Here is a 22,484-nt window from a genome sequence, read left to right as displayed (position 1 = left end):
TGTCCAGCTCCGAGTCGCCGCTGGCGGCATGGTGCCGAGTGGTCCCGCACCCCGCCACCGGCCACCGCCCCGAACCCCGCCCACCCAGTCATCGCCAGGCAGGAAACCATCGGTGACACACCAAATCAGCGAACTCCCACCACAACGCCCCTCGATGAGGAACTCGTAGCCGACCTTCCGGCCGTCCGATTCTCCGCCAGCGGCAAGGTGCCGAGTGGTCCCGCACCTCGTTACTGGCCACCCCCTCGAACCCGTCCACCGAGACATCAACACGACCCTCCAACCGTCCAGCGCGAGCTCCCCGCCGGTGCCAGGGTGCCGGTGGTCCCGCTCCCCACCACCGGTCAGAATGATCACCCGGGCCATCCACCCAGAAAGGACGATCACCGACGTGCTGCCGACCACTGCGCCGAAGCCGGTCCGCGGTCTGGTGATCGCCGAGATCGTCGTCCTGGCCGGCCTGAACATCGACCAGCTCCTGCGCCACCTGATCCTGCGGGGACCGGCCCCCGCAGGCGAACTCTCCTACTTCCTGATCGGGGCGGTGCTGGCCGCGCCCGCGCTGCTGCGACGTCGCTTCCCCGAGCGGACGGCCGTGCTGGCCGCATCGGGGATCGCGCTGTCGCTGGCCGGCAGCGCCGTGGGCTTCCTGGTCAGACCGGCCGCCGCGGTTGATGGGGATCCTGAGATCGTGGCCTTGATGCTGCTGGTCGGGGCGGCGTGCCACCGGCTGCCGAGAACACTCGCCGCCGTGCTCGCGGTGCTCGGGGGGCTCGCGATGGCGTTCGCCCCGCTGCTGCGCTACGGCGACTCGCCCGCGTCGCTGACCGTGTCGGTGCTGTGGGCCCTCTTGTGGGGATGCAGCGTCATGGTCGGGTTGATCCTGCGTGACGGCGACGCTCGCCGCGAAGCCGCGCTGGCGGCTGCGCGCAACCGGGAGCGGCTCGAGCTGGCCAGGGAGCTGCACGACCTGGTCGCCCACCACATCACCGGGGTTGTCGTCCGCACGCAGGCCGCCGGCGTGATCCTGGCCGACGGCCCCGAGCGCGACCTGATCAAGGAGATCGAGTACGCGGGCACCGAAGCCCTCGGCGCCGTGCGGCGGCTGGTCATCATGCTGCGCAGCCCCGGACACGCCTCACCCGTCACCGCCGGCGACCTGATCGGCACGATCGAATCCGCGGTCGGCGACGACGAGGGTGTCACCGTGCGGCTCGCGCCGGGGCTGGCGGACCTCACCGTCACGCCGGAAACCGTCTCGACCGTCCACCGGGTGGTGCTCGAATCGCTGACCAACGTCCGCAAGCACGCCTCGGACGCCCGGCACGTCACCGTGGTGGTCGAGCCCGCCGACCACGGCCGGCACCTGCGGGTCGAAGTGACCAACGACGGTCTCCGCCCGGGCCGCGTGCGTCGCGCGCCGGGCGGGTACGGCCTGATCGGGATGGGCGAGCGGATCGCCGCGCTGGACGGCACGCTGATGGCCGGGGAACACGGGGAGCGCAGCTGGCGCGTTCTCGCCGAACTCCCCTTGCCGAAGGGAGCGGCGGCCTCGCCGCCGGAAGAGGAGGGTGCCCGGTGACGCTGCGAGTCCTGCTCGCCGACGACCAGGCGATGGTGCGCACGGGGTTCCGGCTGATCCTGGAGCGCGTCGCCGACATCGAGGTCATCGGCGAAGCGGAAAACGGCCAGCAGGCCGTGGAGCTGGCCCAGGAGCTGCGCCCGGACGTCACGTTGATGGACATCCGCATGCCGGTGGTCGACGGCCTCGCCGCGACCCGCCGGCTGGCGGGCCCGGACGTCGAGGACCCGTTGCGGGTGCTGGTCGTCACGACGTTCGACCTCGACGAACTGGTCCACGAAGCGCTGTGCGCCGGGGCGTGCGGTTTCCTCCTGAAGGACGCCGGTCCCGGACTGCTCGTGGAGGCGGTGCACGCGGCCGCCAACGGCGAGGCGCTGGTCTCGCCGTCGATCACCACGCGGCTGCTGTCCCACTTCAGCGGGTCTCCGACCCGGAGACGCGCCCGCCGCGCCGACCCCGCGCTGAGCCAGCGCGAGCTCGACGTCACCCAGGCGATCGCGAGAGGCCGGACCAACGCCGAGATCACCGAGGAGCTGACGATCTCGCTCTCGACCGTCAAGACCCACCTCGCCTCGATCCAGCGCAAGATCAGGGCCCGCAACCGCACGGAAATCGCCGTGTGGGCTTGGGAATCCGGCCTGGTGCGCTAGCGGTCCGGCCGCGCACGAGGGCGCTACGCGAACACCGGGAGCTCGGCGACCACCTCCCTGGTCGCCAAGGCGAAGTTGAACGTGATGAAGTGCAGCCCGGGCGCCCCCTCGGCCAGCAGCCGCTGGGCCAGCAGCCTCGCCTGCTCGATGCCCAGCGCACGGACAGCCGCGGGATCGTCCGCGACCGCCTCGAACCGCGCCGCCAGGTGGGCGGGGAACGGTGCGCCGGACAGCTGCTCGGAGCGGGCGATCGTCCGCATGGTCGTGACCGGCATCAGCGCCGGGATGATCGGCGTGGCGCACCCCGCCGCCGCGACGCGGTCGCGCAGCCTCAGGTAGTCGTCCGCGTCGAAGAACATCTGCGTGATCGCGTAGTCCGCGCCCGCGCGGCACTTCGCCACGAAGTGCGCGGTGTCCTGCTCCAGTGACACCGACCGCGGGTGCCGCTGCGGGAACGCGGCCACGCCCACGCAGAAGTCGCCGTGCTCGCGCAGCAGCGTCACGAGCTCACTCGCGTACGTCAGGCCTTCCGGGTGGCGGACCCACTCGCCGTCGACGTCGCCGGGGGGATCTCCGCGCAGCGCCAGGACGTTGACCACCCCGGCGTCGGCCAGCGCGCCGACGAACGAGCGCAGCTCCCGCACTGAATGGTCCACCGCCGTCAGGTGGACCACCGGGAGCATCGTGGTCTCCGTGGCGATCCGCCGGGCGACGGCGATCGTGTTGTCCCGGGTGGACCCGCCCGCCCCGTAGGTGACGGACACAAAACCCGGCCGCAGCGACTCCAGCTTGCGGACGTTCTGCCAGATCCGCTCCGCGTCGTCGGTCGGGCGCGGCGGCATGAACTCCAGCGAGAGCACCGGTTTTCCGGCGGCCAGGCGGTCGCGGACCCGCGCGGGAACCGCGGCGGGCGGGGTGACCACCCGCCGCGGTGAAGTGCTCGTCACGCCCGTGCCCTCAGCTGTCCGGTGGCCTCGACCAGGTTGGCCAGGGTGGCCCGCACCTCCGGGTACCCGCGGGTCTTGAGCCCGCAGTCCGGGTTGACCCACAACCGGTCGGCCGGGAACGCGCCGGCCGCGACGCGCAGGTGCCCGGCGATCTCCTCGACCGACGGGACCCGCGGCGAGTGGATGTCCCAGACGCCCGGGCCGGCCTCGTTCGGGTAGCCGGCGCGGGCGAGGTCGGCGACGATCGCCATGGCCGAGCGGGCCGCCTCCAGGCTGATCACGTCGGCGTCCATGTCGACGATCGCCTGCAGGACGTCGCCGAACTCGGCGTAACACATGTGCGTGTGGATCTGGGTGTCGTCGCGCACCCCCGCGGTCGACAGCCGGAACGACGCGACCGCCCAGTCCAGGTACTCAGCACGGTCGGCGGTGCGCAGCGGCAGGGTCTCCCGCAGCGCGGGCTCGTCGACCTGGATGACCGAGATCCCCGCCGCCTCCAGGTCGACGACCTCGTCGCGCAGGGCGAGGGCGACCTGGCGGGCGGTGTCGCCCTCGGGCTGGTCGTCCCGCACGAACGACCAGGCCAGCATGGTGACCGGTCCGGTCAGCATGCCCTTGACCGGCTTCTCGGTCAGGCTCTGCGCGTAGGTGGCCCACTCGACGGTCATCGGCGCGGGGCGGGCCACGTCGCCGACGATCAGCGGCGGCCGGACGTACCGGGTGCCGTAGGACTGGACCCAGCCGTGCTGGGTGGCCAGGAACCCAGTGAGCTGCTCACCGAAGTACTGCACCATGTCGTTGCGCTCGGGCTCGCCGTGCACCAGCACGTCCAGGCCGATCCGCTCCTGCTCGGCGATCACCGCGCGAACCTCGGCGCGCATCGCCTCGCGGTAGGCGTCCTGGTCGAGCTTGCCCGAGCGCAGGGCCGCACGGGCCTGCCGCAGCTCGGCGGTCTGCGGGAACGAGCCGATCGTGGTCGTCGGCAGCTCGGGCAGGTGCAGCCGGTCCTGCTGGGCCTGGCGGCGCTTGCCGTACGGGCTCGTGCGGCGCAGGTCTGCGTCGGTGACCGCGGCGACCCGGTCGCGCACGGCCGGCACCCGCACGATCGGCGACGCCGCCCGGGCGGCCAGCCGGCCGGCGTTCGCCCGCAGGACGTCGCTGATGGCGCCGCGGTCTTCGGTCAGGCCACGGCGGAGCGTGACGATCTCCGCGAGCTTCTGCCGCGCGAAGGACAGCCAGCCGGCGATCTCGGGGTCGAGGCCGGTTTCGAGGGTGACGTCCAACGGCACGTGCAGCAGCGAGCAGGACGCGGCCACGTCGACGGAGCCGGCGAGGCCGAGCAGCGTGCCCAGGGTGGACAGCGCGGCGGTGAGGTCGGCGGCCCAGATGTTGCGCCCGTTGACGACCCCCGCGACCAGGCGCTTGTCCTGGATCCCGGGCGCGGCGGCCAGGGCGTCAAGGGTGGCCCCGGCGTTGTTCGTGAAGTCCACGGCCAGGCCCTCGACCGCCGAGGACGCCAGCACCGGCAACGCGTCCCCGAGGCGGTCGAAGTAGGACGCGAGCAGGATCTTCGGGCGCACCGGCTCGGCGGTCAGCGTGGCGTACGTTTCGGCGACCTTCGCCAGCACCTCGGCCGGCTGGTCGGTGACAAGCGCGGGCTCGTCGAGCTGGACCCACTCGGCGCCCGCCTCACGCAGCCGGCGCAGCAGGTCGGCGTAGAGCGGGACGACCTGGTCGAGCAGATCCAGGGGCCGGAAGCCCTCGGTGCCGGTCGGATCCTTGGCCAGCAACAGAAAAGTGACCGGGCCGACGAGCACCGGACGGGTGGTCACGCCCTGCGCGAGCGCCTCGGCGAACTCTTCGAGCGGCTTGGCCGGGTCGAGGGTGAAGCGGGTGTCCGGGCCGAGCTCGGGCACGAGGTAGTGGTAGTTCGTGTCGAACCACTTCGTCATCTCCATCGGCGGCGCGTCCGCGGTGCCGCGCGCCATGGCGAAGTAGCGGTCGAGCCGGCCGGCCGGGGTCGTGGTGTCCGGGACGGCGGTGACGTGCCGCTCGGGGACGGCGCCGAGGAGCACCGAGGTGTCCAGCACGTGGTCGTAGAGCGAGAAGTAGTTGCTCGGGATCTCGTCGATCCCGGCGTCGCGCAGTTCCGTCAGGTTCCGCAGCCGCAGCTCACGGGCGGTGCCGAGCAGGGCGTCGGCGTCGATCCGGCCCTTCCAGTAGGCCTCGATCGCCTTCTTGAGCTCCCGGTCGGCGCCTTGGCGCGGGTAGCCGTGCACGGTCGCGCGGCTGGTCGGGGTGGTCGATGTCACGGGGGCTCTCCTTCGCGAGTCCGCGTGGACCTGCGGGAGCGCACGACAAGACAGACCGTCTCCGGTCCGGCTCGGCATGACCTGCCCGCGAGGTCGCAGCCAGCACCCCACGGTCGTGGGATGCACAGCGGGCAGGTCTTCGGACTCGCGGGCAGTCCGGCGCGCGCGCCGGGTTCCTACTGGCCGTCGCTTCCCAAGCCCGTCGGGCTCAGTGCTCGTCTCCGCGGAGACTGACGGCGGTCGTTCCCACTCACCGCTGCGGGGCAGTCCCGGATTCGCACCGGGTTCCCTCTTGCCTCGGTCACCGCCACCTTGCTCGCGGAGACCGAACCAGCTGCCCCGCCACTGTAGCGCCTCCGGGAAGGGACGAACGCGGCTCGGAACGGATCACGGATCCGGGAAGACGTAGTGGACGTCCGAGCCGAACAGCCGCCACTGCTCGATCGGGCTCGACGGCGGAAACGTTCGGTGATCTGCCGCGCCCTCTTGTCGAACATCGTCGCGTTCGTCCGGTAGGCCCCGGCCGCGGCCGCAGCAGCCGCGGCCGAAACCAGCCCGGCCTTCAGCTCCCCGATCGTCATCCCCCGGCCACCGCGTCAAGCGTGGCTTGCACGCTTGACGCGCGCTCGGGCAGCCCGAGGGCTCGCCACAGCTCCACCGCCAAGCCCAGGTGATGGCGGGCCGCCGGCGCGTCGCCGAGTTCGCTCTCCAGCTCGCCGAGCTGTTGCCAGCACGCCGCTTCGTTGCTGCGGTCGCCGTTGAGGCGGAAGACGTGCGCCGCGCGTTGCAGGGCCGAGTCGGCTCGGGAACGGTCGCCGAGCTCCGCGTAGATTCCGCCGAGGCGTTGGTCGGCGTACGCGCCGCAGCGCTCGTCGCTGATCTCGGTGAAGATCGTCAACGCCTCGGTGAGGTCGTGCAGCGCCGCGGCCGTGTCGCCGATGCCCAGGTGGTAGCGGCTGACCGTGCGGAGGATCACCGCCTGCCGGTGCCGGTCGCCGAGCTGCCGGGCGGTCCGCAGGCCCTGCTCGATCCACTGGCCCGCGTCCTCGGTGCCCTGCTCGAAGCCGATGATGCCGATCGCGGTGCGGATCTGCGCCTCCGCCTGCCGGTGCCCGGACGCCACCAGGTGGGCCAGCGCTTCCTTGTCGACGGTCAGTGCCGCGTCGAGCTCGCCGAGGACCCGGTGCACGGTACCCAGGCTGGCCAGCGCGAGTCCTTCACCGCGTCGATCGCCGATGTCGCGGTACAGCTCCCGGCAGCGGCCCAGGTCGTCGCGGGCTTCGTCCATCTCGTCGAGGTAGATGTGCACCTGGCCGAGGCCCTGCAGCAACGCCGCTTCACCGTGGGCGTCACCGCACGCTCGCGTGGCCGCCAACGCGATCTGGTGACTGCGGTTCCAGTCCTGGTAGAGGCTGCGGTGGTCGTAGTACGGGACGGCGGCGGCCGCCAGCTCCCACGCCAGGCCGGCCAGGCCCCAGTCCGCCGCGAGCTGGATCATGCGCAGCAGCGTCCCGCGTTCGGCGTCGAACCACGCGATGGCCTCGACGACCTCGTAGTCCGGGGACCAGCGCGGCGACGAGCCCGGGGTCGGCTGGAACAGGCTGGGGTAGAACAGATCCCTGGCCTGCTCCGCGAGGGCGAGCCACGCGGCCAGCACCCGTTCGACCGCCGCTCGCCGGTCCTCGACCGGGCAATGGTCTTCCGCGCCCTTCGCCGCGTACGTGCGCAGGAGGTCGTGCAACCGGTACCGGGGCTGCCCGGCGTTGTCGGTGGTCACGAGCCGCACCAGGTAGGCGTCGGCCAGCAGCTCCAGGACGTCGTCCGCGTCCGGCCCGCCGAGCAGCGCCCCCACCACCCACGCGGGCAGGGTCTCGGGCCCCAGCAGGCCCAGCAGCCGGAACGCCCGGACGGCCTCGTCGGGCAGCAGGCGCAGACTCAGGTCGAAGTTGGCCCGCACGTCGAGATCCCCGACGCTCAGCTCGCGCAGGCGCCGGGACTCGTCCTCGAGCCGGTCACGCAGCACCCGCAGGGTCCACGCGCGCCGCCCGGCCAGCTTGGCCCCGGTGATCCGGATGGCCAGCGGGAGGTGCCCGCACAGCTCGACGATCGCCGCCGCCGACTCCGGTTCCCGCTCGACGCGCTCCTCGCCGATGATCTGGACCAGCAGGGCGCGCGCGTCTTCGGCGGACAGGACGTCCAGCTCGACGTGCTGGGCGCCGGTGAGGCCGCCCAGCCGCTGCCGGCTCGTGACCACCACGGCGCACCCGCCCGACGGCGGCAGCAGCGGCCGCACCTGCTGGGCGCCCGCGGCGTCGTCGAGCAGCACCACCATCCGCCGGTCGGCCAGCCGCGACCGGTAGAGGGCGGCTCGTTCGTGCAGGCCCGGCGGCATGACCGCGTCCGTGACGCCGAGCGCGCGCAGCAGTTCGGCCAGCATCATCGCCGGGTCGCGGGGCACCTCGGAGGTGCCGGCGAGGTCGAGGTAGAGCTGGCCGTCGGGAAACGCGTCCCGCGCGTGGTGGAGCGCGCGCACCGCCAGCGCCGACTTCCCGGTGCCCGGCGGGCCCGCGATGACCGCGAGCCGCCGCCGGGCCAGCAGGCCGCGCAGCTCCCCCAGCGGCCCGGCGCGGCCGGTGAAGTCGGGGATGTCGGCCGGCAGCTGGGCGATCGGCCGCCGGTCCGCGGCCGGGGTAACCAGGTCGAGCTCGGGGTCCGCGCGCAGGATCCGGGCGTGGACGCGCTGCAGCCCGTGCCCGGGACTGGCCCCGAGCTCGTCCGCGAGCAGCCGCCGGATCTCCTCGAACACGGCGAGGGCGTCACCCTGGCGGCCGCTGCGGTAAAGCGCGGTCATCAGCAGCTCCCGCACCCGCTCGCGGTACGGGTGCTCGGCGGCGAGCCGGGACAGCTCGGGGATGGCCAGCGCGTGCTCCCCGCGCAGCAGGTCGAGCTCGGCGAGGTCTTCCAGGGCGCCGAAGCGGTACTCGTCCAGCCGGGCGCGTTCGGTGGTCGCCGCGGGGGTGTCGATGCCGCTGAAAGCGGGTCCGCGCCACAGCGCCATGGCTTCGGCGAGGTACTTTCGGGCCGCGGTCAGGTCGCCTTCGCTCTTCGTCTCGCGGGCGAGCGCGAGCCCGGAGGCGAACTGGGCGCTGTCGAGCTGGTCGGAGCCCACGCGCAGCAGGTACCCGGTGCCGACCGTCTGCAGGGAGCCGTCGTCGAGGTCCAGCGAGCGGCGTACGTCCCCGACGTACTTCTGGACGAGGTTGACCGCGCTCCTCGGCGGCGTTCCGCGCCAGGCGCCCTCGATGATCCGGTCGCGGTCGACGCGCTGGTTCGCGTGCAGGAGCAGCACCCCGAGCACCCGAAGCGACTTCTCGGGGCCCACTTCGACCACGTCACCGCCGCGCCAGACCGTCAGCGGGCCGAGCACACCGAACCGAACATCGGGCATGCAAACGCCCTCCTCCCGCGGTCGAGACTACCTCGACCGGCCCCGTTCCCCGCGACTGCAGTGCGACTGCAGCGGGCACTGCCAGGCTCCCCGGCGACCGGCACCCGAGCCGACCGGGAGGAGATCAACGATGACCGGCATGTGAACCCGTCAGGCGGCGAGAAAGGGTCCGAGCCGTCGTTGTCGTGCCCGACCGAGGCCGAGGATGTCCACTGGACCCGCTCATGACGATCCCCCCGGACGGCGGCGGGCCCCCGCAGCACCGGCACGACTTCGAGGAGATGTTCACGATCCTCGACGGCGAGATCCGGTTCACCTTCCGCGGCGAGACCGTCACCGCGACCGCGGGCACCACCGTCAACATCCCGGCCAACGCCCCGCACTTCTTCCGCAACGAGTCCGGCCGCGCCGCCCGCATGTTGTGCCTGTGCACCCCGGCCGGCCAGGAGGAGTTCTTCCTGGAGGTCGGCGACCGCCTCGAGTCCCGGACGGCGCCGCCGCCCCACCTGGACGACGCTCAAATCCGCGAACGCCAGCAGAAAGCCCTCGAGCCGGCCGACCGCTACCGGACGGAAATGCTCAGCTGACGCGGCCCGCGGCGTCGATGAAGAACCCGATCTGCCGGGCCATCCGGGCGGGCCAGTCGTCGATCCGCCCGTGCAGCTCGCCTTCGAGCCGCGCGGTCTCGGCCGAACGCGACACCGGCGCGCCGTGGTGCGGCAGGACCAGCTGCGACCCGTGCTCGACCGTGCGTTCCAGGAACACGCGCAGCGCGTCGATCCCGGACAGATCCCGCGCCTCGATCTCCTTGACGAGGTCGATCACCAGACGGAAGGCCCGTTTCCGCAGGTCCTCGAACAGCGCCTCCCGCGACGGACAACGCCGGTGGAGCGTCGCGATCCCTACGCCGGCGTCCGTGGCGATCCGGGCGAGGGAGACGCCGGACCCGGCCGGGTCCGGCGCTCTGCCGGGGCGCGCCGGATGGGGCATGCTCGGGACCATGGCCGACCGGGTGACCCTGCGCGAAGAGCAGCAGACGATGCTCATGACGCTGTACCTGCACGCCCAGGACGCCGCGTCGGCGTGGCCGATCCTCGGCGACGAGCACGCCGCCGGGCTGCTGGGCGAGATCGAGCACGATCCCGCCGCGATGAAGAAGCTCTCCGGGAACCTGCCGGTGATCTGCGCCCGCGCGCGGCTGATCGACGACGCCGCCCGCGCGTTCCTCGGCCGGCACGCCGACGCCGTTGTCCTGCACCTCGGCTGCGGGCTCGACAGCCGGGTGCTGCGCCTCGATCCCGGGCCCGGTGTCGCCTGGTACGACGTCGACCAGGAGCCGGTCGTCGAGCTGCGCCGCCGGCTCTACCCCGAACGGGACGGCGTCACCACGATCGCGACGTCGGTCACCGAGCCCGGGTGGTGGTCCGGGATCCCGCGCGGACGGCCGTTGCTCGTCCTCGCCGAGGGCCTGCTGATGTACCTCTCCCCCGACGGCGTCCGGGCCACGGTCGCCGCCGCCCTCGGCCATCCCGCGCCGCGGCACACGGTCGTCGCGGACACGGTCGCGCCCTGGGTGGCCCGCGTCGCCGGGCGGCAGGCGACGATGCGGGCGGCCGGGGCCGGGTTCCGGTCGTCCACTGTGGACTTGACCCGGGCCGTCACGGAACCCGCCACCCACCACGAGATCTCGCTCGTCAGTGAAGCGGCACGACGCACCCGCGGCGCGATGTCGGCGTTCCTCAAGGTGTTCGACGTCGTGCCCGGCGGGCACCGGGCCATGGTCCTGCACACCTACGAGGCCCCGCTCAGCAGCAGTGGTCGCCCCGCCAGGCCTCCCGCCCTTCCCTGACCGCCACCGCCGCGATGACCAGGGCGACGACCGCGTCGGCCCACGACCAGCCGAACAGTGCGTTGAGCAGCAGCCCGGCCAGCAGCACACCGGAGAGGTAGGTGCACAGCAGCGTCTGCTTCGAGTCCGCCACCGCGCTGGCCGAGCCGAGTTCCCGGCCGGCGCGGCGCTGGGCGTGGGAAAGGAACGGCATCACCAGCAGGGAGACGGCGGCCAGCACGATGCCGGCCGTCGAGTGCCCGGCGGAGTCCGTGCCCAGCAGGGAGCGCACAGACTCCACGGTGACGTAGGCGGCGAGGGCGAAGAACGACACCGCGATCACCCTCAACGCGGTCCGCTCGCGCGCTTCCGGATCGGCGCCGGAGAACTGCCAGGCGACCGCGGCGGCGGACGCGACTTCGATGACCGAGTCCAGCCCGAACCCGATCAACGCCGTCGACGAGGCGACGGTCCCGGCGGCGAGCGCGACGACCGCCTCGAGGACGTTGTAGGTGATCGTCGCGGCGACCAGGAGCCGGATCCGCCGGGTCAAAACCGCGCGGCGGTCCGCGGCGACGGACGTCACCGGTCCACCGTTTCGTCGTCCAGGCAGGGCTCGGCGGGGTCGACGGCGAGGACGACCTGGACCAGTTCGCGCAGGGCCCGGGCCAGGTGCCGGTCGGCGAGGGCGTAGCGGACCTGGCGGCCCTCGTAGGTGGCGACGACCAGCCCGCAGCCGCGCAGGCAGGCGAGGTGGTTGGAGACGTTGGAACGGCTCAGCTCCAGCTCGGCGGCGAGCCGGCCGGGATAACTGACGCCGTCGAGCAGGGCGACCAGGATCCGGCAGCGGGTCGGGTCGGCCAGCGCCCGGCCCAGGCGGGCGAGCGCCGATTCACGGGTCTCACAGGTCAGCACACAGAGAACAGTACAGCGAGCGCTGACATGACGACAACCGGCCCCTTTGCCTGAGCCGGCTTCAGTCCGGCCGGCCTTGGGACACCGCGGCGCGCACCGGGCCTTCGAAGAGTCCCGCGATCCGCGCGTAGCCGACGTCGTTGGGGTGGAACCAGTCGTCGGCGAGGCTGCCGCGCAGCGGCCCCAGTGCCCCGCCGCGCAGGTCCGCGACGCGGATGTCACCGCGGGCTGCCGCGGCGTCGAGGAGCGCGTTGACCGCTCGCGCTTCGGTGTTGCCCTGGGGCAGGGTGGCGACCACCGAACGCCCGGCGGGGAGCCGGGCGAGCAGTTCGGCGAAGCCGGCCACGACTCCGCGGCGGCGGGCCCGGGTCAGCATGTCGTTCGCGCCCACCAGCACCGTCACCAGAGCCGGCGGCGAAGGCAGCGCGAGCAGCCGGGGCAGCTGGTCGCCGAGGACGTCGGCGACCCGGGCGCCGGATGCCGACAGGTTGACCACCGCGAAGGGCTCGCCGAGCCGGGCGTTCAGCCGCGGGACCCAGCCGCCGCCCACCTCCGCCGAGCCGATGCCCTGGGTCATCGAGTCGCCGAGCGCGACCCACAGCGGACGTCCCGAGCCGAGCGCGGTGCGGTTGCCCTCCGCCCAGGCCCGCGCGAACGGCTCCTTCTGCGCCCGGACCCGGCCGATCCCGGGGATGACGAAAGAAGCGACGTCGAGCAGCCGGCCCGACCAAGTCCGACTCGGCAAAGCACCGTCCTTTCGATCGCCTCGCGGGGGTTCGGCGCCCGGCGCTTCCCGGATGGGTCAGCCGACGGGGTCGGACAGGGACCGGATCCGGGTGAGCAGGTTCGCGGTCGTCGTCCCGCAGAGCTCCGCGAGCCGCTCCAGGGCCGCGGGGTCCAGGTGCACCTCCTGCGGGGCGTCGCCGGCGCCGCACTCGGCGAGCTTGCCCTCGGCCCAGCGGCGGAACGGCGCCAGGTCCTGGTGCTGCGCGCGGACGACGCGGCGCAGGTCGACCCGGACCCCGGTCGACTCCGTGGCGTCGAAGGTGCCGAAGTAGCGCTCGCCGACCCGGGCGAGCAGGGCTTCGGGAGACACCTCCAGCGCCAGGCACAGCTCCACCAGGCGGACGACCGAGCACTGCCGGGTGCCGAGCTCGTAGGTGGCGAGGGTCTGCAGCGAGAGGTCGCTGTGCAACCGGTGGTTGAGGTCCCGGCGGGTCAGGCCGCGTTCCTCGCGCAGCCGGCGGAGCTCCTCGCCGAGCATCTGCTGGTAGGCACCGGCATCCAGCTGCACCATCGCCCCTCTCCGTCGGTGTGCCGCGGGGCACACCGACACATTAGCCTCGTCCCGTCGTGGTCCCCCGCCGAGCGGCGAGTGGCAGGCGCGCGGGGCGAGCCCGTAGATTGTGCCGGGGCCGGTGTGAAGAGTCCGGCGGGAGCGGACGCTGGACGAGGAGGTGCTTGCGGGTGCCCGAGAGCTCCGCGTCCCTCGACCGGGTGACCGGGTTGCCCGGACACCCGGTGCTGGAAGCCGAGCTGACCCGGCTGCTGGCAGCGGAAACCGGTCCCCAGGTCGTGGTGCTGCTGGTGGGCCTCGACGGGTTCGCCGTGGTGCGCGACGGCCTCGGGTTCGACGCGGCCGAAGAGCTCCTCGCCGGGGTGGCCCGAACGCTCGAGGAGGTCTTCCGCGACCACCGTCCGGTGCTCGCGCTGCTGCCCGGTGACGTGTTCGCCGTCGCGCTGACCGGCGAACACGGCGAAGTGTCGGTGGGAGAGCTCGCGGAGTCGGTGATCACCGCGCTGAGCCGTCCGTCCTATGTGGATGGAATCGGGGTCGGGGTCAGTGCGAGCGTGGGCGTTTTCCTCGTCGACGTCCGGAAGGCGCACGCGCCGGAGGCGATCCGGTCGGCGCAGGTCGCGCTGCGCCGCGCGAAGGAGCTCGGCCGCACCCGGTGGGTGCTGTTCGACCCGGTGGCCGGGCACGCGGACGCCGAGCGGTACCGCCTCGCGTGCGGCATCGCGGGCGCGCTGGCCTCGGGCGAGATGGCGGTCGGCTACCGGCCGCACATCGTGCTCCCGGACGGCGCCATCATCACCTCGCTCAACGCCGTGCTGCGCTGGCGCCACCCCGAGCTCGGTGAGCTGCGGCCCGAGGAGTTCTACCCGCTCGCCGAGACGACCGGCATGACGGTCGCGCTCGGCCGGCACCTGCTGGCCGAGAGCCTGCGCGCCGCCGGTGACTGGCGGGCCCGGTTCGGCGACGACGCGCCCACGGTGTGCCTGACCCTGCCGCGGCGGATGGCGATCGACGGCGACCTCGTGCGCCTCGTCGGCCAGGAGCTCGACCGCAACGGCCTCCGGCACCGGCACCTCATGCTGTGCACGGACGGGGCGTCCCTGCTCGACGACCGCGGCGACCTGCTCGGCTCCCTCGCCGAACTGGCCGGGGCCGGGGTGGTGTTCGTCGTCAACATCACCGGGCTCGCCGAGCTGGAGCTGCTGCCCGCCCTCGAGGTCCCGGCGCCCGCGGTGATGCTGACCGGGGCGATCATCGACGCACTGGAGGTCGACGACCCGCCGCGGCAGGCCGTGCGAGCCGTCCGCCAGGTGGTCGAGCGCGCCGAGGAGCTCGGAATCAAGGTCGGCGCCCGCGGCGTGCTCTCCGAGGCGCACGCGGAGCTGCTGTTCGGCATCGGGGTGGTGGTCGCCTCCGGGCCGTACCTGCCCACGTACTCGACGGCCGCGGAAGCCGAGACGTGGGTGGGCCGCGTCTTCCCGATGGGCTGACCGGGCCGCCGGTGACCGTGGGCTGAGGCTCAGGCGATCAGCTCCGCGAACCGTTCGGGACTGACGTTCCCGCCGCTGATGATCACCCCGACCCGGCCGGACGCGGTCACCTGGCCGTCGAGCAGGGCGGCCAGGCCGGTCGCGCCGCTGGGCTCGAGGACGAGCTTGAGGCGTTCGAAGGCGAACCGCATCGCCTCGCGGACGGCGTTGTCGGAGACCAGCGCGATGTCGTCGACCAGGGTGCGGTTGATCGAGAAGGTCAGCTCGCCCGGGATCGAAGCGGCCTGGCCGTCGGCGATGATCCGCGGGACGGGGATCGAGACGCGTTCGCCCGCTTCGAGCGAGCGCTTGGTGTCGTCCCCCTCCGCGGGTTCGACGCCGATGACCCGGATGCCGGGCCGCAGGGCTTTCGCGGCGGTCGAGCTGCCCGCGATGAGGCCGCCGCCACCGACCGGGACGACCAGGGTGTCCACCGGGCCGGCGTCCTCGAGCAGCTCCAGCGCCGCGGTGCCCTGGCCGGCGATGACGTGCGGGTGCTCGTAGGGCGGGATCAGCGCCAGGCCCCGCTCGGCCGCCAGCGCCTCGCCGAGCGCGACCCGGTCGCCGGTGTACCGGTCGTAGGTGACGATCTCGGCGCCGTACCCTCTGGTGGCGTCCACTTTGGACTTCGGGGTGTCCTCGGGAACGAGGATGACCGCGCTGCTGCCGAGTTCGCGGGCGGCGAGCGCGACGGCTTGGGCGTGGTTGCCCGAGGAGTACGCGGCGATCCCCTTGGCCAGCCGCTCCGGTGAGAGCCGGGACGCGGCGTTGTACGCGCCGCGGAACTTGAAGGCCCCGATGCGCTGGAGGTTCTCGCACTTCAGCAGGACTTCGGCGCCGACGAGGTCGTCGAGGGTGCGGGAGCGCACGACCGGGGTCCGGTGGGCGACCCCGGCCAGCCGGGCGGCGGCGTCGCGGATGTCGTCGAGGGTCACGGGCGGGGTCATGATGCTCCTTCGGCGCGGATTTCGGCGAGGTAGGTGTAGGCGGAGGCGCGGGAGATGCCGATCCGCGCGGCGACCTGCGGCACCGCTCGCCGGACGGCGAAAACGCCGCGCCGGTGCAGGCTGCGGAAGAGGTCGAGGCGTTCCTCGCGGCTCAGCGCGGCCCACGGCTTGTTCAGGCGCAGCTGGTGTTCGTCGACGATCGCGTCCACGACGGCGTCGACGTCGTCGCCGAACGTCGTGGTCGGCGCTTCCGCGGCCGTCCCGACGTCGGCCAGCTCACCGACGAGGGTTCGCAGCTGCCCCAGGGCCGTCACGTCGAGGTTGACGCACAGGGCGCCGAACACCGCGCCGCCGCTGTCGCGGACCAGCATCGTCGAGGACTTCACGAGCTTCCCGGACGCGGTGCGGGTGACGTAGTTCAGCTGGTCCTCGGCGGTGTCGCCCTGGGCGAGCAGGCCCATGCCGATTTCGCTCATCGCCCCGCCGACCCCGCGCTCGGTGACCGACCCGGCGATCGCCACCACCGAGGCCTCCGGACGGCGGAAGTCGTGGACGACGACTTCGCAGAACGAGCCCAGGGTCGCGGCGATGCCGTCGGCCACCGGAGCGAGCGCGGCGAGGATGGCGTCGCGCTCAGACATCGCGCACCCGGGGGAGCGCTTCGACCTCGACCACGCCGCCGTAGGGCAGCGACGCGGCCCCGACACAGCTGCGAGCCGGTCGCGGCTCGGCGAAGAAGTCTTCGTAGACGCGGTTGAGGCCGTCCCGGTCGGCGATGTCGGTCAGGTAGGCGACGACCTTCACCACGTCCGCGCGGCTGGCCCCCACCGACCTCAGGGCGGCGTCGAGGTTGGCGAAGGCCTGGGCGCACTCGGCGGTGAACCCGCCGGGGTAAGGGTGCTCGTTGCTCACCAGACTGACTGTATAGGGCCTGGACGAACAGTCCAGATGATGCGCGTCACCCCTTGGCGGCGCGGCCGAGGCGGATCGCCGAGACGAGGAAGAAGATGCCGCCGAGCACGGCGTAACCGGCCACAGTGGACAGTGACGGGTTCGCCCCCGACGCGCCGATGACGAAGTTGGCCCCGGCCAGCACGGAAATGCCGCCGCTGAGGATCATCGGCCACTGGCCGCCCATCTTGCGCCGGGTGACCCCCACAACCAGCTGGACCAGCCCGGCGACGATCGCCCAGGCGCCCCACACCCGCAGCACCGCCGGGATGCCGGAGGTGGCGGCGACACCCACGCCGATGGTGGCCAGCAGACTGATCGCCATGTTCACGTACAGGCCGCGAACCGGGCTCCCGCCGCCGGCCGAGCGAGCGTCCACGACGGCCGAACCGAGGTCGAACAGCGGGTACACGACGACCAGGGCGACGCCGAGCGCGCCCAGCCCCGACTTGGTCGTCAGGAACACCAGGACTGCCCACACGATGGCGAACGCGAACCGCACGAAGTACAACCGGCGCAGAGCCGGTGCAAACCCACCGATGGCGGGCGAGTCGACAGTAGTCATCATGATCCCCTTCAGAGCTGCGGGGAGTTCCCCCGACGAGACAGAACGTTCTACCTCGACTCAGCTTGGCGACCCGGCTGCGCACTGTCAAGACAGAACGTTCTATCCAAAGTCTTACGCGCGCGAACGCCGCCCAAGGGCAACGACTGCTACTTGGCCGCGGAGTCGAGCCGGAACTGCAGGATTCCGTCGACACCCTGCAGGAACGTGTCGCAGACCTCGGCCGGGTCCGACAGGCAGCCCGACGCCATCGCGCCGTCCCGCAGCATCACGAAGTGCCGCCCCGCGAGCTCCGGCGGCGTTTCGCCGACCTGTGCGAGCAGGTCCGTGACCATGTCGCGAAACCACTCGCGGTGGGCGAGCACGGCCTGGTGCACCGGGTGCGCGGGATCCGCGTACTCCGCCACGGCGTTGAGGAAGGCGCAGCCGCGGAAGTGCGCCGACCGGATGCCGTCGGTGATCGACCGGGCGATCGCCCGCACGGCCTCGACCGCGGGCAGGTCGCCGGCGAGCGCCTTCTCGAAGCCGTCGCGCTCCATCGCCGAGACACCCTGGAGGTAGGCGAGAACGAGGTCTTCCTTGCCGGGGAAATGCCGGTACAGCGTCGCGCGCGTGACCTTCGCCTCCGCGACGATCCGGTCGATCCCGACGGAGTGCAGACCCTCCGCGTAGAAGAGCCGGGTGGCCGTCGCGAGCAGCCTCGACCGCGCTTCCGACACCTGACCTCGAGTGCTGTCCACCATCCGCTCGAGTTTAACAGAGAGAACGGTCGGTATCTCCGGTCTCGATCACTGCGCGGGCACGAGCGGGACGTCGAGGAGGCGCCGATCGCCGTCGATGCCGTGCGCCAGCGCGGCCGCCACGTCTTCGTGCGGTGTGCCCGGCCGAACGGCGCTGACCTCGTCGAGCAGCCGGTGGTGCTCCTCGGCGAGCTCGACGTCCAGCGCGTCGAGATAGCCCGTCAGGTGCTCCGGGGTGCGGGGCCCCACGATGGGCACCAGCGAGGTCCGCGCCTCGGCGGCGCGCCGGCGCAGCCAGGCCAGGGCCACCTGGACCGGGCCCGTCCCCGCCTTTTCGGCGACCGCCAGGACCGCGTCGAGCACGGCCGAGCCCTCGGCTTCGCTCCCGGCCCGGCCGCTGAGCCGCCCCCGCTCACCGCGCCGGTACTTGCCGGTCAGCAGCCCGCTTCGCCACGCACGGCTTCGCCCGGACGTCCATGACCGACCTCGTCGAGGCCTCCGGCCTTTCCGTCGGCGCGATCTACCGGTACTTCAAGGGCAAGGACGAGATCGTCGCCGCCATCTGCGAGCAGGCGAGCCAGGCCCTCCCCACCGAGCTGACGGCGGCGTCCGCGCACGGGTTCCTCGAGCACATCCGCACCATGGCGCGCGAAGAGGACCACGCCCGGCTGGTCGCGCAGATCTACGCCGAAGCCGCCGTCTCCCCGCCGGTGGGAAGCGGCGCGGATCGCCGAAGCCTTCGTGGCCCTGTGCGACGGTTATTCCCAGCAGCTCGCCGTGCGAGGCGACCTCGACCCGGCGCCGTTCGCCGCGGCGCTCGTGGCGGTCATCGGGGTATGAGCGGACCTCACCGCCGGTTCGCGCAGGTGATGCAGATCCGCGTTGCCGGGAGCGCGGTCAGCCGGCCTTCGGCGATCGGGCCGCCGCAGCGTTCGCAGATCTCGTAGACACCGGCGCGGACGCGCTCGGCCGCCTGCCCGAGCGCCGCGAGGTCGTCCTGGGCCTGCCGCAGCAGCGCTTGGACCTGCGCCCGTTCGAAGGCGATCGTGGCGCCTTCCGGGTCGTGCTCGTCGTCGGCGCTGGTGAACTCCGACGCCGCCACGATCTCGTCCCGCTGCCGGGTCAGCGCCTCGGCCAGCCGCGCGGTCTCGGCCCGCGCCCGCTCGATCAGCTCGCTCGCGACGCGGTCATCCATGACGGACGTCGTCTGCCGGCGCCAGGAAACCCAGCAGGGACAACGCGGACGGCGCCGGCAGCGGCCCGTTCGCCGGGTGGGCGCGGAACGCCTCGAGCAGGTACGCGACCAGGCGCCGGGACGCCGCGGCGTCTTCGGGCAGGGCGGTCACGAGCCCGCCGTGCGCCAGGAAGACCACCGCGAGGTCGGACGGGCGGAAGTCGGCCCGCAGCTCCCCCGCCGCCTGTGCCCGGCGGATGAGGGCCACGAGGCCTTGCTCGGCCTGGCCGCGCGACCGCGCGTGCGCCGATGCGGCGTCCGGGAAGGCGGCGAGGAACGCGGCCGGAAACCCGCGTTCTTCGCGCTGCAGCTCACAAATCGTCTCGACGAGCCGCCGGAACCCGTGCCACGGATCGGGATCGGCGAGCGCCTCGGTGAAGGCGTGGGCGCAGGTCTCCATCTGCCGGGTGAACGCGGCCCGCACCAAGGCGTCCCGGGCCGGGAAACGCCGGTACAGGGTCGCGACCCCGACCCCGGCGCGGCGGGCCACGGTCGCCATCGGCGCGTCGATCCCGCGCTCGGCGAAAACCGCGCGGGCGGCGACGAGGATGCGCTCCTGGTTGCGCCGGGCGTCCACTCGCAACTCGTCGCGGGCCGGTATCCGAGAAGAAGCCCCTGGCATTGTCTCTCACCTCGAAAGAACCGGATGATCTCGTCCATTTGCCAGCCTACGCTCGCGATCACCGACCAAGACGAGAGCGAGCTCCCACGATGCAGGCAGTGCTTTTCGACCGTTACGGCGACCCCGGCGTGCTCTACGTCGGCCAGGTGCCGCGGCCTTCCCCGGCCCCGGGCGAAGTCCTGGTGCGGGTGCGCGCGTTCAGCGTCAACGGCGGTGAGCTCGCCGCCCGCGCCGGCCGGGTCCGCCTGCTCACCGGCCGGAAGTTCCCCCAGCGCGTGGGGCTCGACCTCACCGGCGAAGTGGCGGCGCTCGGCACCGGGACGACGGGGTTCACCGTCGGCGATCGGGTGTGGGGTGTCCTGGCTCGCACGTCGGGCTTCGGCAGCGCCGCGGAGTACGTCACGGTGTCCGCCCGGCGGCTCGGCCTCGTTCCCGACGGGCTCGATCTGGTGGAAGCGGCGGCACTCCCGGTGGCGACCACGGCGGTGACGGCGTTGCGGGACAAGGCCGCGCTGCGCCCGGGCGAACGGCTGCTCGTCCGGGGCGCGGCGGGCGGCGTGGGCAACGCGGCCGTCCAGCTCGGTCACGCTTACGGCGCCGAGGTCACGGCCTTGGCGCGCGCCGCCAACCTCGGCTTCGTCCGCGAGCTCGGCGCCACCCGGGTCTTCGACCACCGGACCGTCGAGCCCGCCGAGCTGGGCCGGTTCGACGTCGTCCTGGACACCACGGGCACCGGCCTGCCGACCTTCCGCCGGCTGCTGGCACCGGGCGGCCGCATGGTCACCATCGCCTTCGACCTGACCCGGCCCGTGAGCTCGCTGGGTTACATCGCGGCGAGCGCGGCCCACGGGCGCGGCCGTGTGCGCGCCTTCAGCGGCAACCCCCGCCGGGCGGAGCTGGACGACCTCGCCCGCCACGTGACCGAGGGAAAACTCCACCCGGCGGTCGACAGGGTGTTTTCCCTGGCGGAGACGGCGGACGCGCACCGCGCGCTGGAAGCCGGTGGGGTGCGGGGGAAGTACGTGGTCCGGGTCGGGTAGGCCGGGGTCACTTCGTCTGGACGTCGGGACTGAGGTAGCTCCACCCGGCACCGCAGTTCACGCTGGAATGGATTTCGTTGCCTTGCGTCCGCCACGGGCCGTAGAAGTAGGAGTGGTCCTCCGAGCCCGTGGGCGTGACGTACTTGCACCAGGCCATCGCCCGGAACTGCGAGCCGGGAGCGGAGGCGATGCAGTAGGCCGTCGCTCCGTTGGTGCCGTACTTCCCGGTGCTGCAGCCATTTACGGCCGCGGCCGCGGGCGACGCCAGGGAAACGGACAACCCGGCGGCCATCAGTGTTGCGGCGAGTACGGCTTTTGCGGTGCGAGAGCTCATCGATCCTGCCTTCCGGCGTGGCGAATGGGTGCACAGTACCCACGCCGCCGCCCGGTGGGCGGTTGAGGGTCCGGCCGGAACGTCACCCGGTCGGCCCAGCCGCGATCACCGATCCGGCCGGTAGCGCTCGACAAAGTAACCGGCCAGGACCAGCCCGAGGCTGGGCAACGTGTACTTGAGCTGCGGCCAGGTGTCTTCGCCGGGTGGGTCGACGCTGGCGGTTCCCGGGTAGAGCCCGGCGGAGAGCTGAGTGAGCCCATACATGCTCGCGATCATCGCCGCGCTCTGCAGTGATGCACGCGACCCGCCCGGTTTCCACAAGTGGTACAGGGCCGCCAGGGACAGCGCGGCGCCCATGCTCATCGTCTGGGCGTTGTGGAACTTGGCGTGCGGTGGCCAGGCCGGGTTGTGGATGTGCGTCTTGTTCCAGTCGGCGACGGGACCTTTCGGAGACCGGGCATCACGCCCGCCACGCGCGCGCCCGGTGGGCGGCCTCCGCCGCGTCGGGGGGCGCGGTCGGGTAGACGTCGGCTTCGAAGAACCGGGCGAAGGGCAGTGTTGCCAACGTTTCCGCCGCGTCGTTCTCGTCCGCGGCGATGACCTCGACGAAAGTGGCCCGCCGGGCGGGGGAAACGTAGTGGGCGCCGACCCTCCCCTCCGCGCGCAGCACCGCCAGCTGCTTCTGTTCGTCTTCCCGCAGGGCGGCGAACTCCGTCATGTCCGTGTCGGCACGCAGGACTCCGAACACCATGAACGTCTGCGCCGCGGGCGCGTCCGGGATTGCCGGCATGGGCTTGCCTCTCCAAAGTGATGTCACTGGGTGACATCACCGTAGCGATGTCACCCAGTGACGTCAACTCAGACGGCGGTCCGCAGCGTGGTGAGAACGTCGTCGACGACCTGGGCCATCCCGACGTCGTCGCCGGCGTCGAGCCAGCGGTCGTACGCGGTGCGGCACAGCGCGATGCCGACGTCGGCGGCCAGGCGCGCGGTGGCGTCCTCGAAACCGTGCCGCAGCAGCACTTCGGCGAGCGCGAGCCGGATCGTCTCGTACTTGATCAGCTGACGCTCCAGCAACTCCGGGTTGGCGGCGATCACGGCGCCGCGCTCGCGCTGCATCGCGCGCGGCGCCAGCGCGTCCCAGTCGTAACCGGCGACGGCGGACGCGATCATCCGCAGCGGCATCAGGTCGCCGTCCGCGGCGGCGATCACCTCGACGATCGCGGCTTCGGGAATCCCGGTCGCCGCGCCGGAGAAGAGGACCTCGCGTTTGTCGGCGAAGTGCCGGAAGAACGTCCGCCTCGTGACGCCGGCGCGCGCGGCGATCTCGGTCGCGGTCGTCTTTTCGAATCCCTGCTCGGCGAAGAGCTCAAGAGCAGCCTGCTGCATGCGCTCCTTGCTACCCGGTTCCCAGCGCGGCATGGCCGGACTATACCCGGCGGGGGGGGGGGGGGGGGGGGGGGGGGGGGGGGGGGGGGGGGGGGGGGGGGGGGGGGGGGGGGGGGGTATTGTGGGGTGGGGGGGGGGTGGGGGTGGGGGTGGT

The 22,484-nt window shown here is 72.7% G+C and carries 25 protein-coding genes, 2 pseudogenes and 1 riboswitch; of the genes and pseudogenes, 6 read left to right on the top strand and 21 right to left on the bottom strand.

Annotated elements, in window-relative coordinates:
- Positions 1–84: 84 nt before the first annotated feature.
- Positions 85–192: pseudogene (locus ACZ63E_RS32315) on the bottom strand (SRPBCC family protein); the annotation flags it as partial.
- A gap of 199 nt (positions 193–391) precedes the next feature.
- Here ACZ63E_RS32315 and ACZ63E_RS32310 point away from each other — a divergent pair.
- Positions 392–1,582, top strand: coding sequence for a sensor histidine kinase (locus tag ACZ63E_RS32310; protein WP_465339954.1), 1,191 nt, complete (start codon positions 392–394; stop codon positions 1,580–1,582).
- The gene (locus ACZ63E_RS32305) at positions 1,579–2,232 is read left to right on the top strand and encodes a response regulator (protein ID WP_465314466.1); all 654 of its coding nucleotides are present in this window, start codon (positions 1,579–1,581) and stop codon (positions 2,230–2,232) included. The genes ACZ63E_RS32310 and ACZ63E_RS32305 overlap by 4 nt, the downstream gene beginning before the upstream one ends.
- Before the next feature lie 23 nt (positions 2,233–2,255).
- Here the strand turns inward: ACZ63E_RS32305 and metF are convergent, their stop codons facing one another.
- From metF to ACZ63E_RS32290, 3 genes are all read right to left on the bottom strand, one after another.
- Entirely contained in the window at positions 2,256–3,179 is a 924-nt protein-coding gene (metF, locus tag ACZ63E_RS32300; protein WP_465339952.1) for a methylenetetrahydrofolate reductase [NAD(P)H], read from the bottom strand.
- Positions 3,176–5,491 (bottom strand): 5-methyltetrahydropteroyltriglutamate--homocysteine S-methyltransferase, encoded by a 2,316-nt coding sequence (gene metE, locus ACZ63E_RS32295; protein WP_465339950.1) that lies wholly within the window; start codon positions 5,489–5,491, stop codon positions 3,176–3,178. The genes metF and metE overlap by 4 nt, the downstream gene beginning before the upstream one ends.
- Positions 5,492–5,604: 113 nt before the next feature.
- Positions 5,605–5,841, bottom strand: a riboswitch (cobalamin riboswitch).
- 227 nt (positions 5,842–6,068) lie between these two features.
- Positions 6,069–8,939 carry an AfsR/SARP family transcriptional regulator gene (locus ACZ63E_RS32290; RefSeq protein WP_465339949.1) on the bottom strand — a complete coding sequence of 957 codons (2,871 nt, stop codon included), beginning with the start codon at positions 8,937–8,939 and terminating at the stop codon, positions 6,069–6,071.
- 224 nt (positions 8,940–9,163) lie between these two features.
- Here ACZ63E_RS32290 and ACZ63E_RS32285 point away from each other — a divergent pair, with 224 nt between their 5' ends.
- On the top strand, positions 9,164–9,526 hold the full coding sequence (locus ACZ63E_RS32285) for a cupin domain-containing protein (RefSeq protein ID WP_465339948.1): 363 nt from the start codon (positions 9,164–9,166) through the stop codon (positions 9,524–9,526).
- On the opposite strand, the gene ACZ63E_RS32280 is transcribed toward ACZ63E_RS32285, so the two are convergent.
- Positions 9,519–9,929 (bottom strand): TetR/AcrR family transcriptional regulator, encoded by a 411-nt coding sequence (locus ACZ63E_RS32280; protein WP_465339947.1) that lies wholly within the window; start codon positions 9,927–9,929, stop codon positions 9,519–9,521. The genes ACZ63E_RS32285 and ACZ63E_RS32280 overlap by 8 nt on opposite strands.
- A gap of 10 nt (positions 9,930–9,939) precedes the next feature.
- On the opposite strand from ACZ63E_RS32280, the gene ACZ63E_RS32275 reads away from it, so the two are divergent.
- Complete coding sequence (locus ACZ63E_RS32275; protein WP_465339945.1) at positions 9,940–10,788, top strand: class I SAM-dependent methyltransferase; 849 nt, start codon at positions 9,940–9,942, stop codon at positions 10,786–10,788.
- Here the strand turns inward: ACZ63E_RS32275 and ACZ63E_RS32270 are convergent.
- The 4 genes from ACZ63E_RS32270 to ACZ63E_RS32255 all read right to left on the bottom strand — a co-directional run bounded on the left by ACZ63E_RS32270 (position 10,745) and on the right by ACZ63E_RS32255 (position 12,976).
- Complete coding sequence (locus tag ACZ63E_RS32270; RefSeq protein WP_465339944.1) at positions 10,745–11,353, bottom strand: cation efflux transmembrane domain-containing protein; 609 nt, start codon at positions 11,351–11,353, stop codon at positions 10,745–10,747. The two genes, ACZ63E_RS32275 and ACZ63E_RS32270, sit on opposite strands and share 44 nt — an antisense overlap.
- On the bottom strand, positions 11,350–11,682 hold the full coding sequence (cmtR, locus tag ACZ63E_RS32265; RefSeq protein WP_465339943.1) for a Cd(II)/Pb(II)-sensing metalloregulatory transcriptional regulator CmtR: 333 nt from the start codon (positions 11,680–11,682) through the stop codon (positions 11,350–11,352). The genes ACZ63E_RS32270 and cmtR overlap by 4 nt, the downstream gene beginning before the upstream one ends.
- A gap of 61 nt (positions 11,683–11,743) precedes the next feature.
- Positions 11,744–12,427, bottom strand: a complete 684-nt coding sequence (locus ACZ63E_RS32260; RefSeq protein WP_465339942.1) for an SGNH/GDSL hydrolase family protein — start codon at positions 12,425–12,427, stop codon at positions 11,744–11,746.
- Positions 12,428–12,484: 57 nt separating this feature from the next.
- Entirely contained in the window at positions 12,485–12,976 is a 492-nt protein-coding gene (locus ACZ63E_RS32255) for a helix-turn-helix domain-containing protein (RefSeq protein WP_465340100.1), read from the bottom strand.
- A 173-nt stretch (positions 12,977–13,149) separates the two neighbouring features.
- Here ACZ63E_RS32255 and ACZ63E_RS32250 point away from each other — a divergent pair, with 173 nt between their 5' ends.
- Positions 13,150–14,469 (top strand): EAL domain-containing protein, encoded by a 1,320-nt coding sequence (locus ACZ63E_RS32250; RefSeq protein ID WP_465339941.1) that lies wholly within the window; start codon positions 13,150–13,152, stop codon positions 14,467–14,469.
- Positions 14,470–14,498: 29 nt separating this feature from the next.
- Here ACZ63E_RS32250 and ACZ63E_RS32245 read toward each other — a convergent pair whose 3' ends face one another.
- The 8 genes from ACZ63E_RS32245 to ACZ63E_RS32210 form a co-directional block, all read right to left on the bottom strand.
- Entirely contained in the window at positions 14,499–15,455 is a 957-nt protein-coding gene (locus ACZ63E_RS32245; protein ID WP_465339940.1) for a pyridoxal-phosphate dependent enzyme, read from the bottom strand.
- Entirely contained in the window at positions 15,452–16,096 is a 645-nt protein-coding gene (locus ACZ63E_RS32240) for a helix-turn-helix transcriptional regulator (protein WP_465339939.1), read from the bottom strand. The genes ACZ63E_RS32245 and ACZ63E_RS32240 overlap by 4 nt, the downstream gene beginning before the upstream one ends.
- A complete protein-coding gene (locus ACZ63E_RS32235; protein ID WP_465339937.1) occupies positions 16,089–16,367 on the bottom strand; it encodes a RidA family protein in 279 nt (92 codons plus the stop codon). The genes ACZ63E_RS32240 and ACZ63E_RS32235 overlap by 8 nt, the downstream gene beginning before the upstream one ends.
- A gap of 46 nt (positions 16,368–16,413) precedes the next feature.
- Positions 16,414–16,971: a hypothetical protein gene (locus ACZ63E_RS32230; protein WP_465339936.1), complete on the bottom strand. Its 558-nt coding sequence runs from the start codon at positions 16,969–16,971 to the stop codon at positions 16,414–16,416.
- 149 nt (positions 16,972–17,120) lie between these two features.
- Positions 17,121–17,690, bottom strand: a complete 570-nt coding sequence (locus tag ACZ63E_RS32225) for a TetR/AcrR family transcriptional regulator (RefSeq protein ID WP_465340099.1) — start codon at positions 17,688–17,690, stop codon at positions 17,121–17,123.
- Between the two features lie 69 nt (positions 17,691–17,759).
- On the bottom strand, positions 17,760–18,149 hold the full coding sequence (locus tag ACZ63E_RS32220) for an aldo/keto reductase (RefSeq protein WP_465340098.1): 390 nt from the start codon (positions 18,147–18,149) through the stop codon (positions 17,760–17,762).
- A gap of 409 nt (positions 18,150–18,558) precedes the next feature.
- The gene (locus ACZ63E_RS32215) at positions 18,559–18,906 is read right to left on the bottom strand and encodes a TraR/DksA family transcriptional regulator (RefSeq protein WP_465339935.1); all 348 of its coding nucleotides are present in this window, start codon (positions 18,904–18,906) and stop codon (positions 18,559–18,561) included.
- Positions 18,899–19,522 carry a TetR/AcrR family transcriptional regulator gene (locus ACZ63E_RS32210; protein ID WP_465339934.1) on the bottom strand — a complete coding sequence of 208 codons (624 nt, stop codon included), beginning with the start codon at positions 19,520–19,522 and terminating at the stop codon, positions 18,899–18,901. The genes ACZ63E_RS32215 and ACZ63E_RS32210 overlap by 8 nt, the downstream gene beginning before the upstream one ends.
- Positions 19,523–19,656: 134 nt before the next feature.
- Between ACZ63E_RS32210 and ACZ63E_RS32205 the strand changes: the two genes are divergently transcribed.
- The gene (locus tag ACZ63E_RS32205) at positions 19,657–20,607 is read left to right on the top strand and encodes an NAD(P)-dependent alcohol dehydrogenase (protein WP_465339933.1); all 951 of its coding nucleotides are present in this window, start codon (positions 19,657–19,659) and stop codon (positions 20,605–20,607) included.
- A 7-nt stretch (positions 20,608–20,614) separates the two neighbouring features.
- On the opposite strand, the gene ACZ63E_RS32200 is transcribed toward ACZ63E_RS32205, so the two are convergent.
- From ACZ63E_RS32200 to ACZ63E_RS32185, 4 genes and pseudogenes are all read right to left on the bottom strand, one after another.
- Positions 20,615–20,941 (bottom strand): hypothetical protein, encoded by a 327-nt coding sequence (locus tag ACZ63E_RS32200; protein WP_465339932.1) that lies wholly within the window; start codon positions 20,939–20,941, stop codon positions 20,615–20,617.
- A gap of 105 nt (positions 20,942–21,046) precedes the next feature.
- Positions 21,047–21,367, bottom strand: a pseudogene (locus ACZ63E_RS32195) (DUF6640 family protein); the annotation flags it as partial.
- Positions 21,368–21,401: 34 nt separating this feature from the next.
- Positions 21,402–21,731 carry a hypothetical protein gene (locus ACZ63E_RS32190; RefSeq protein WP_465339931.1) on the bottom strand — a complete coding sequence of 110 codons (330 nt, stop codon included), beginning with the start codon at positions 21,729–21,731 and terminating at the stop codon, positions 21,402–21,404.
- 68 nt (positions 21,732–21,799) lie between these two features.
- On the bottom strand, positions 21,800–22,363 hold the full coding sequence (locus ACZ63E_RS32185; RefSeq protein ID WP_465339930.1) for a TetR family transcriptional regulator: 564 nt from the start codon (positions 22,361–22,363) through the stop codon (positions 21,800–21,802).
- Positions 22,364–22,484 lie beyond the last annotated feature (121 nt).

It is taken from the genome of Amycolatopsis sp. NPDC104819 (genome assembly GCF_055583145.1).
This window is presented reverse-complemented; position numbering and strand designations above follow the sequence as displayed.

Bases quoted from the DNA above. Each gene is read 5' to 3' on its own strand.
- ACZ63E_RS32290 (WP_465339949.1), bottom strand. From the start codon at position 8,939: ATGCCCGATGTTCGGTTCGGTGTGCTCGGCCCGCTGACGGTCTGGCGC.
- ACZ63E_RS32200 (WP_465339932.1), bottom strand. From the start codon at position 20,941: ATGAGCTCTCGCACCGCAAAAGCCGTACTCGCCGCAACACTGATGGCC.
- ACZ63E_RS32240 (WP_465339939.1), bottom strand. From the start codon at position 16,096: ATGTCTGAGCGCGACGCCATCCTCGCCGCGCTCGCTCCGGTGGCCGAC.
- ACZ63E_RS32205 (WP_465339933.1), top strand. From the start codon at position 19,657: ATGCAGGCAGTGCTTTTCGACCGTTACGGCGACCCCGGCGTGCTCTAC.
- ACZ63E_RS32185 (WP_465339930.1), bottom strand. From the start codon at position 22,363: ATGCCGCGCTGGGAACCGGGTAGCAAGGAGCGCATGCAGCAGGCTGCT.
- ACZ63E_RS32275 (WP_465339945.1), top strand. From the start codon at position 9,940: ATGGCCGACCGGGTGACCCTGCGCGAAGAGCAGCAGACGATGCTCATG.
- ACZ63E_RS32280 (WP_465339947.1), bottom strand. From the start codon at position 9,929: ATGCCCCATCCGGCGCGCCCCGGCAGAGCGCCGGACCCGGCCGGGTCC.
- ACZ63E_RS32230 (WP_465339936.1), bottom strand. From the start codon at position 16,971: ATGACTACTGTCGACTCGCCCGCCATCGGTGGGTTTGCACCGGCTCTG.
- ACZ63E_RS32285 (WP_465339948.1), top strand. From the start codon at position 9,164: ATGACGATCCCCCCGGACGGCGGCGGGCCCCCGCAGCACCGGCACGAC.
- ACZ63E_RS32215 (WP_465339935.1), bottom strand. From the start codon at position 18,906: ATGGATGACCGCGTCGCGAGCGAGCTGATCGAGCGGGCGCGGGCCGAG.
- ACZ63E_RS32245 (WP_465339940.1), bottom strand. From the start codon at position 15,455: ATGACCCCGCCCGTGACCCTCGACGACATCCGCGACGCCGCCGCCCGG.
- ACZ63E_RS32190 (WP_465339931.1), bottom strand. From the start codon at position 21,731: ATGCCGGCAATCCCGGACGCGCCCGCGGCGCAGACGTTCATGGTGTTC.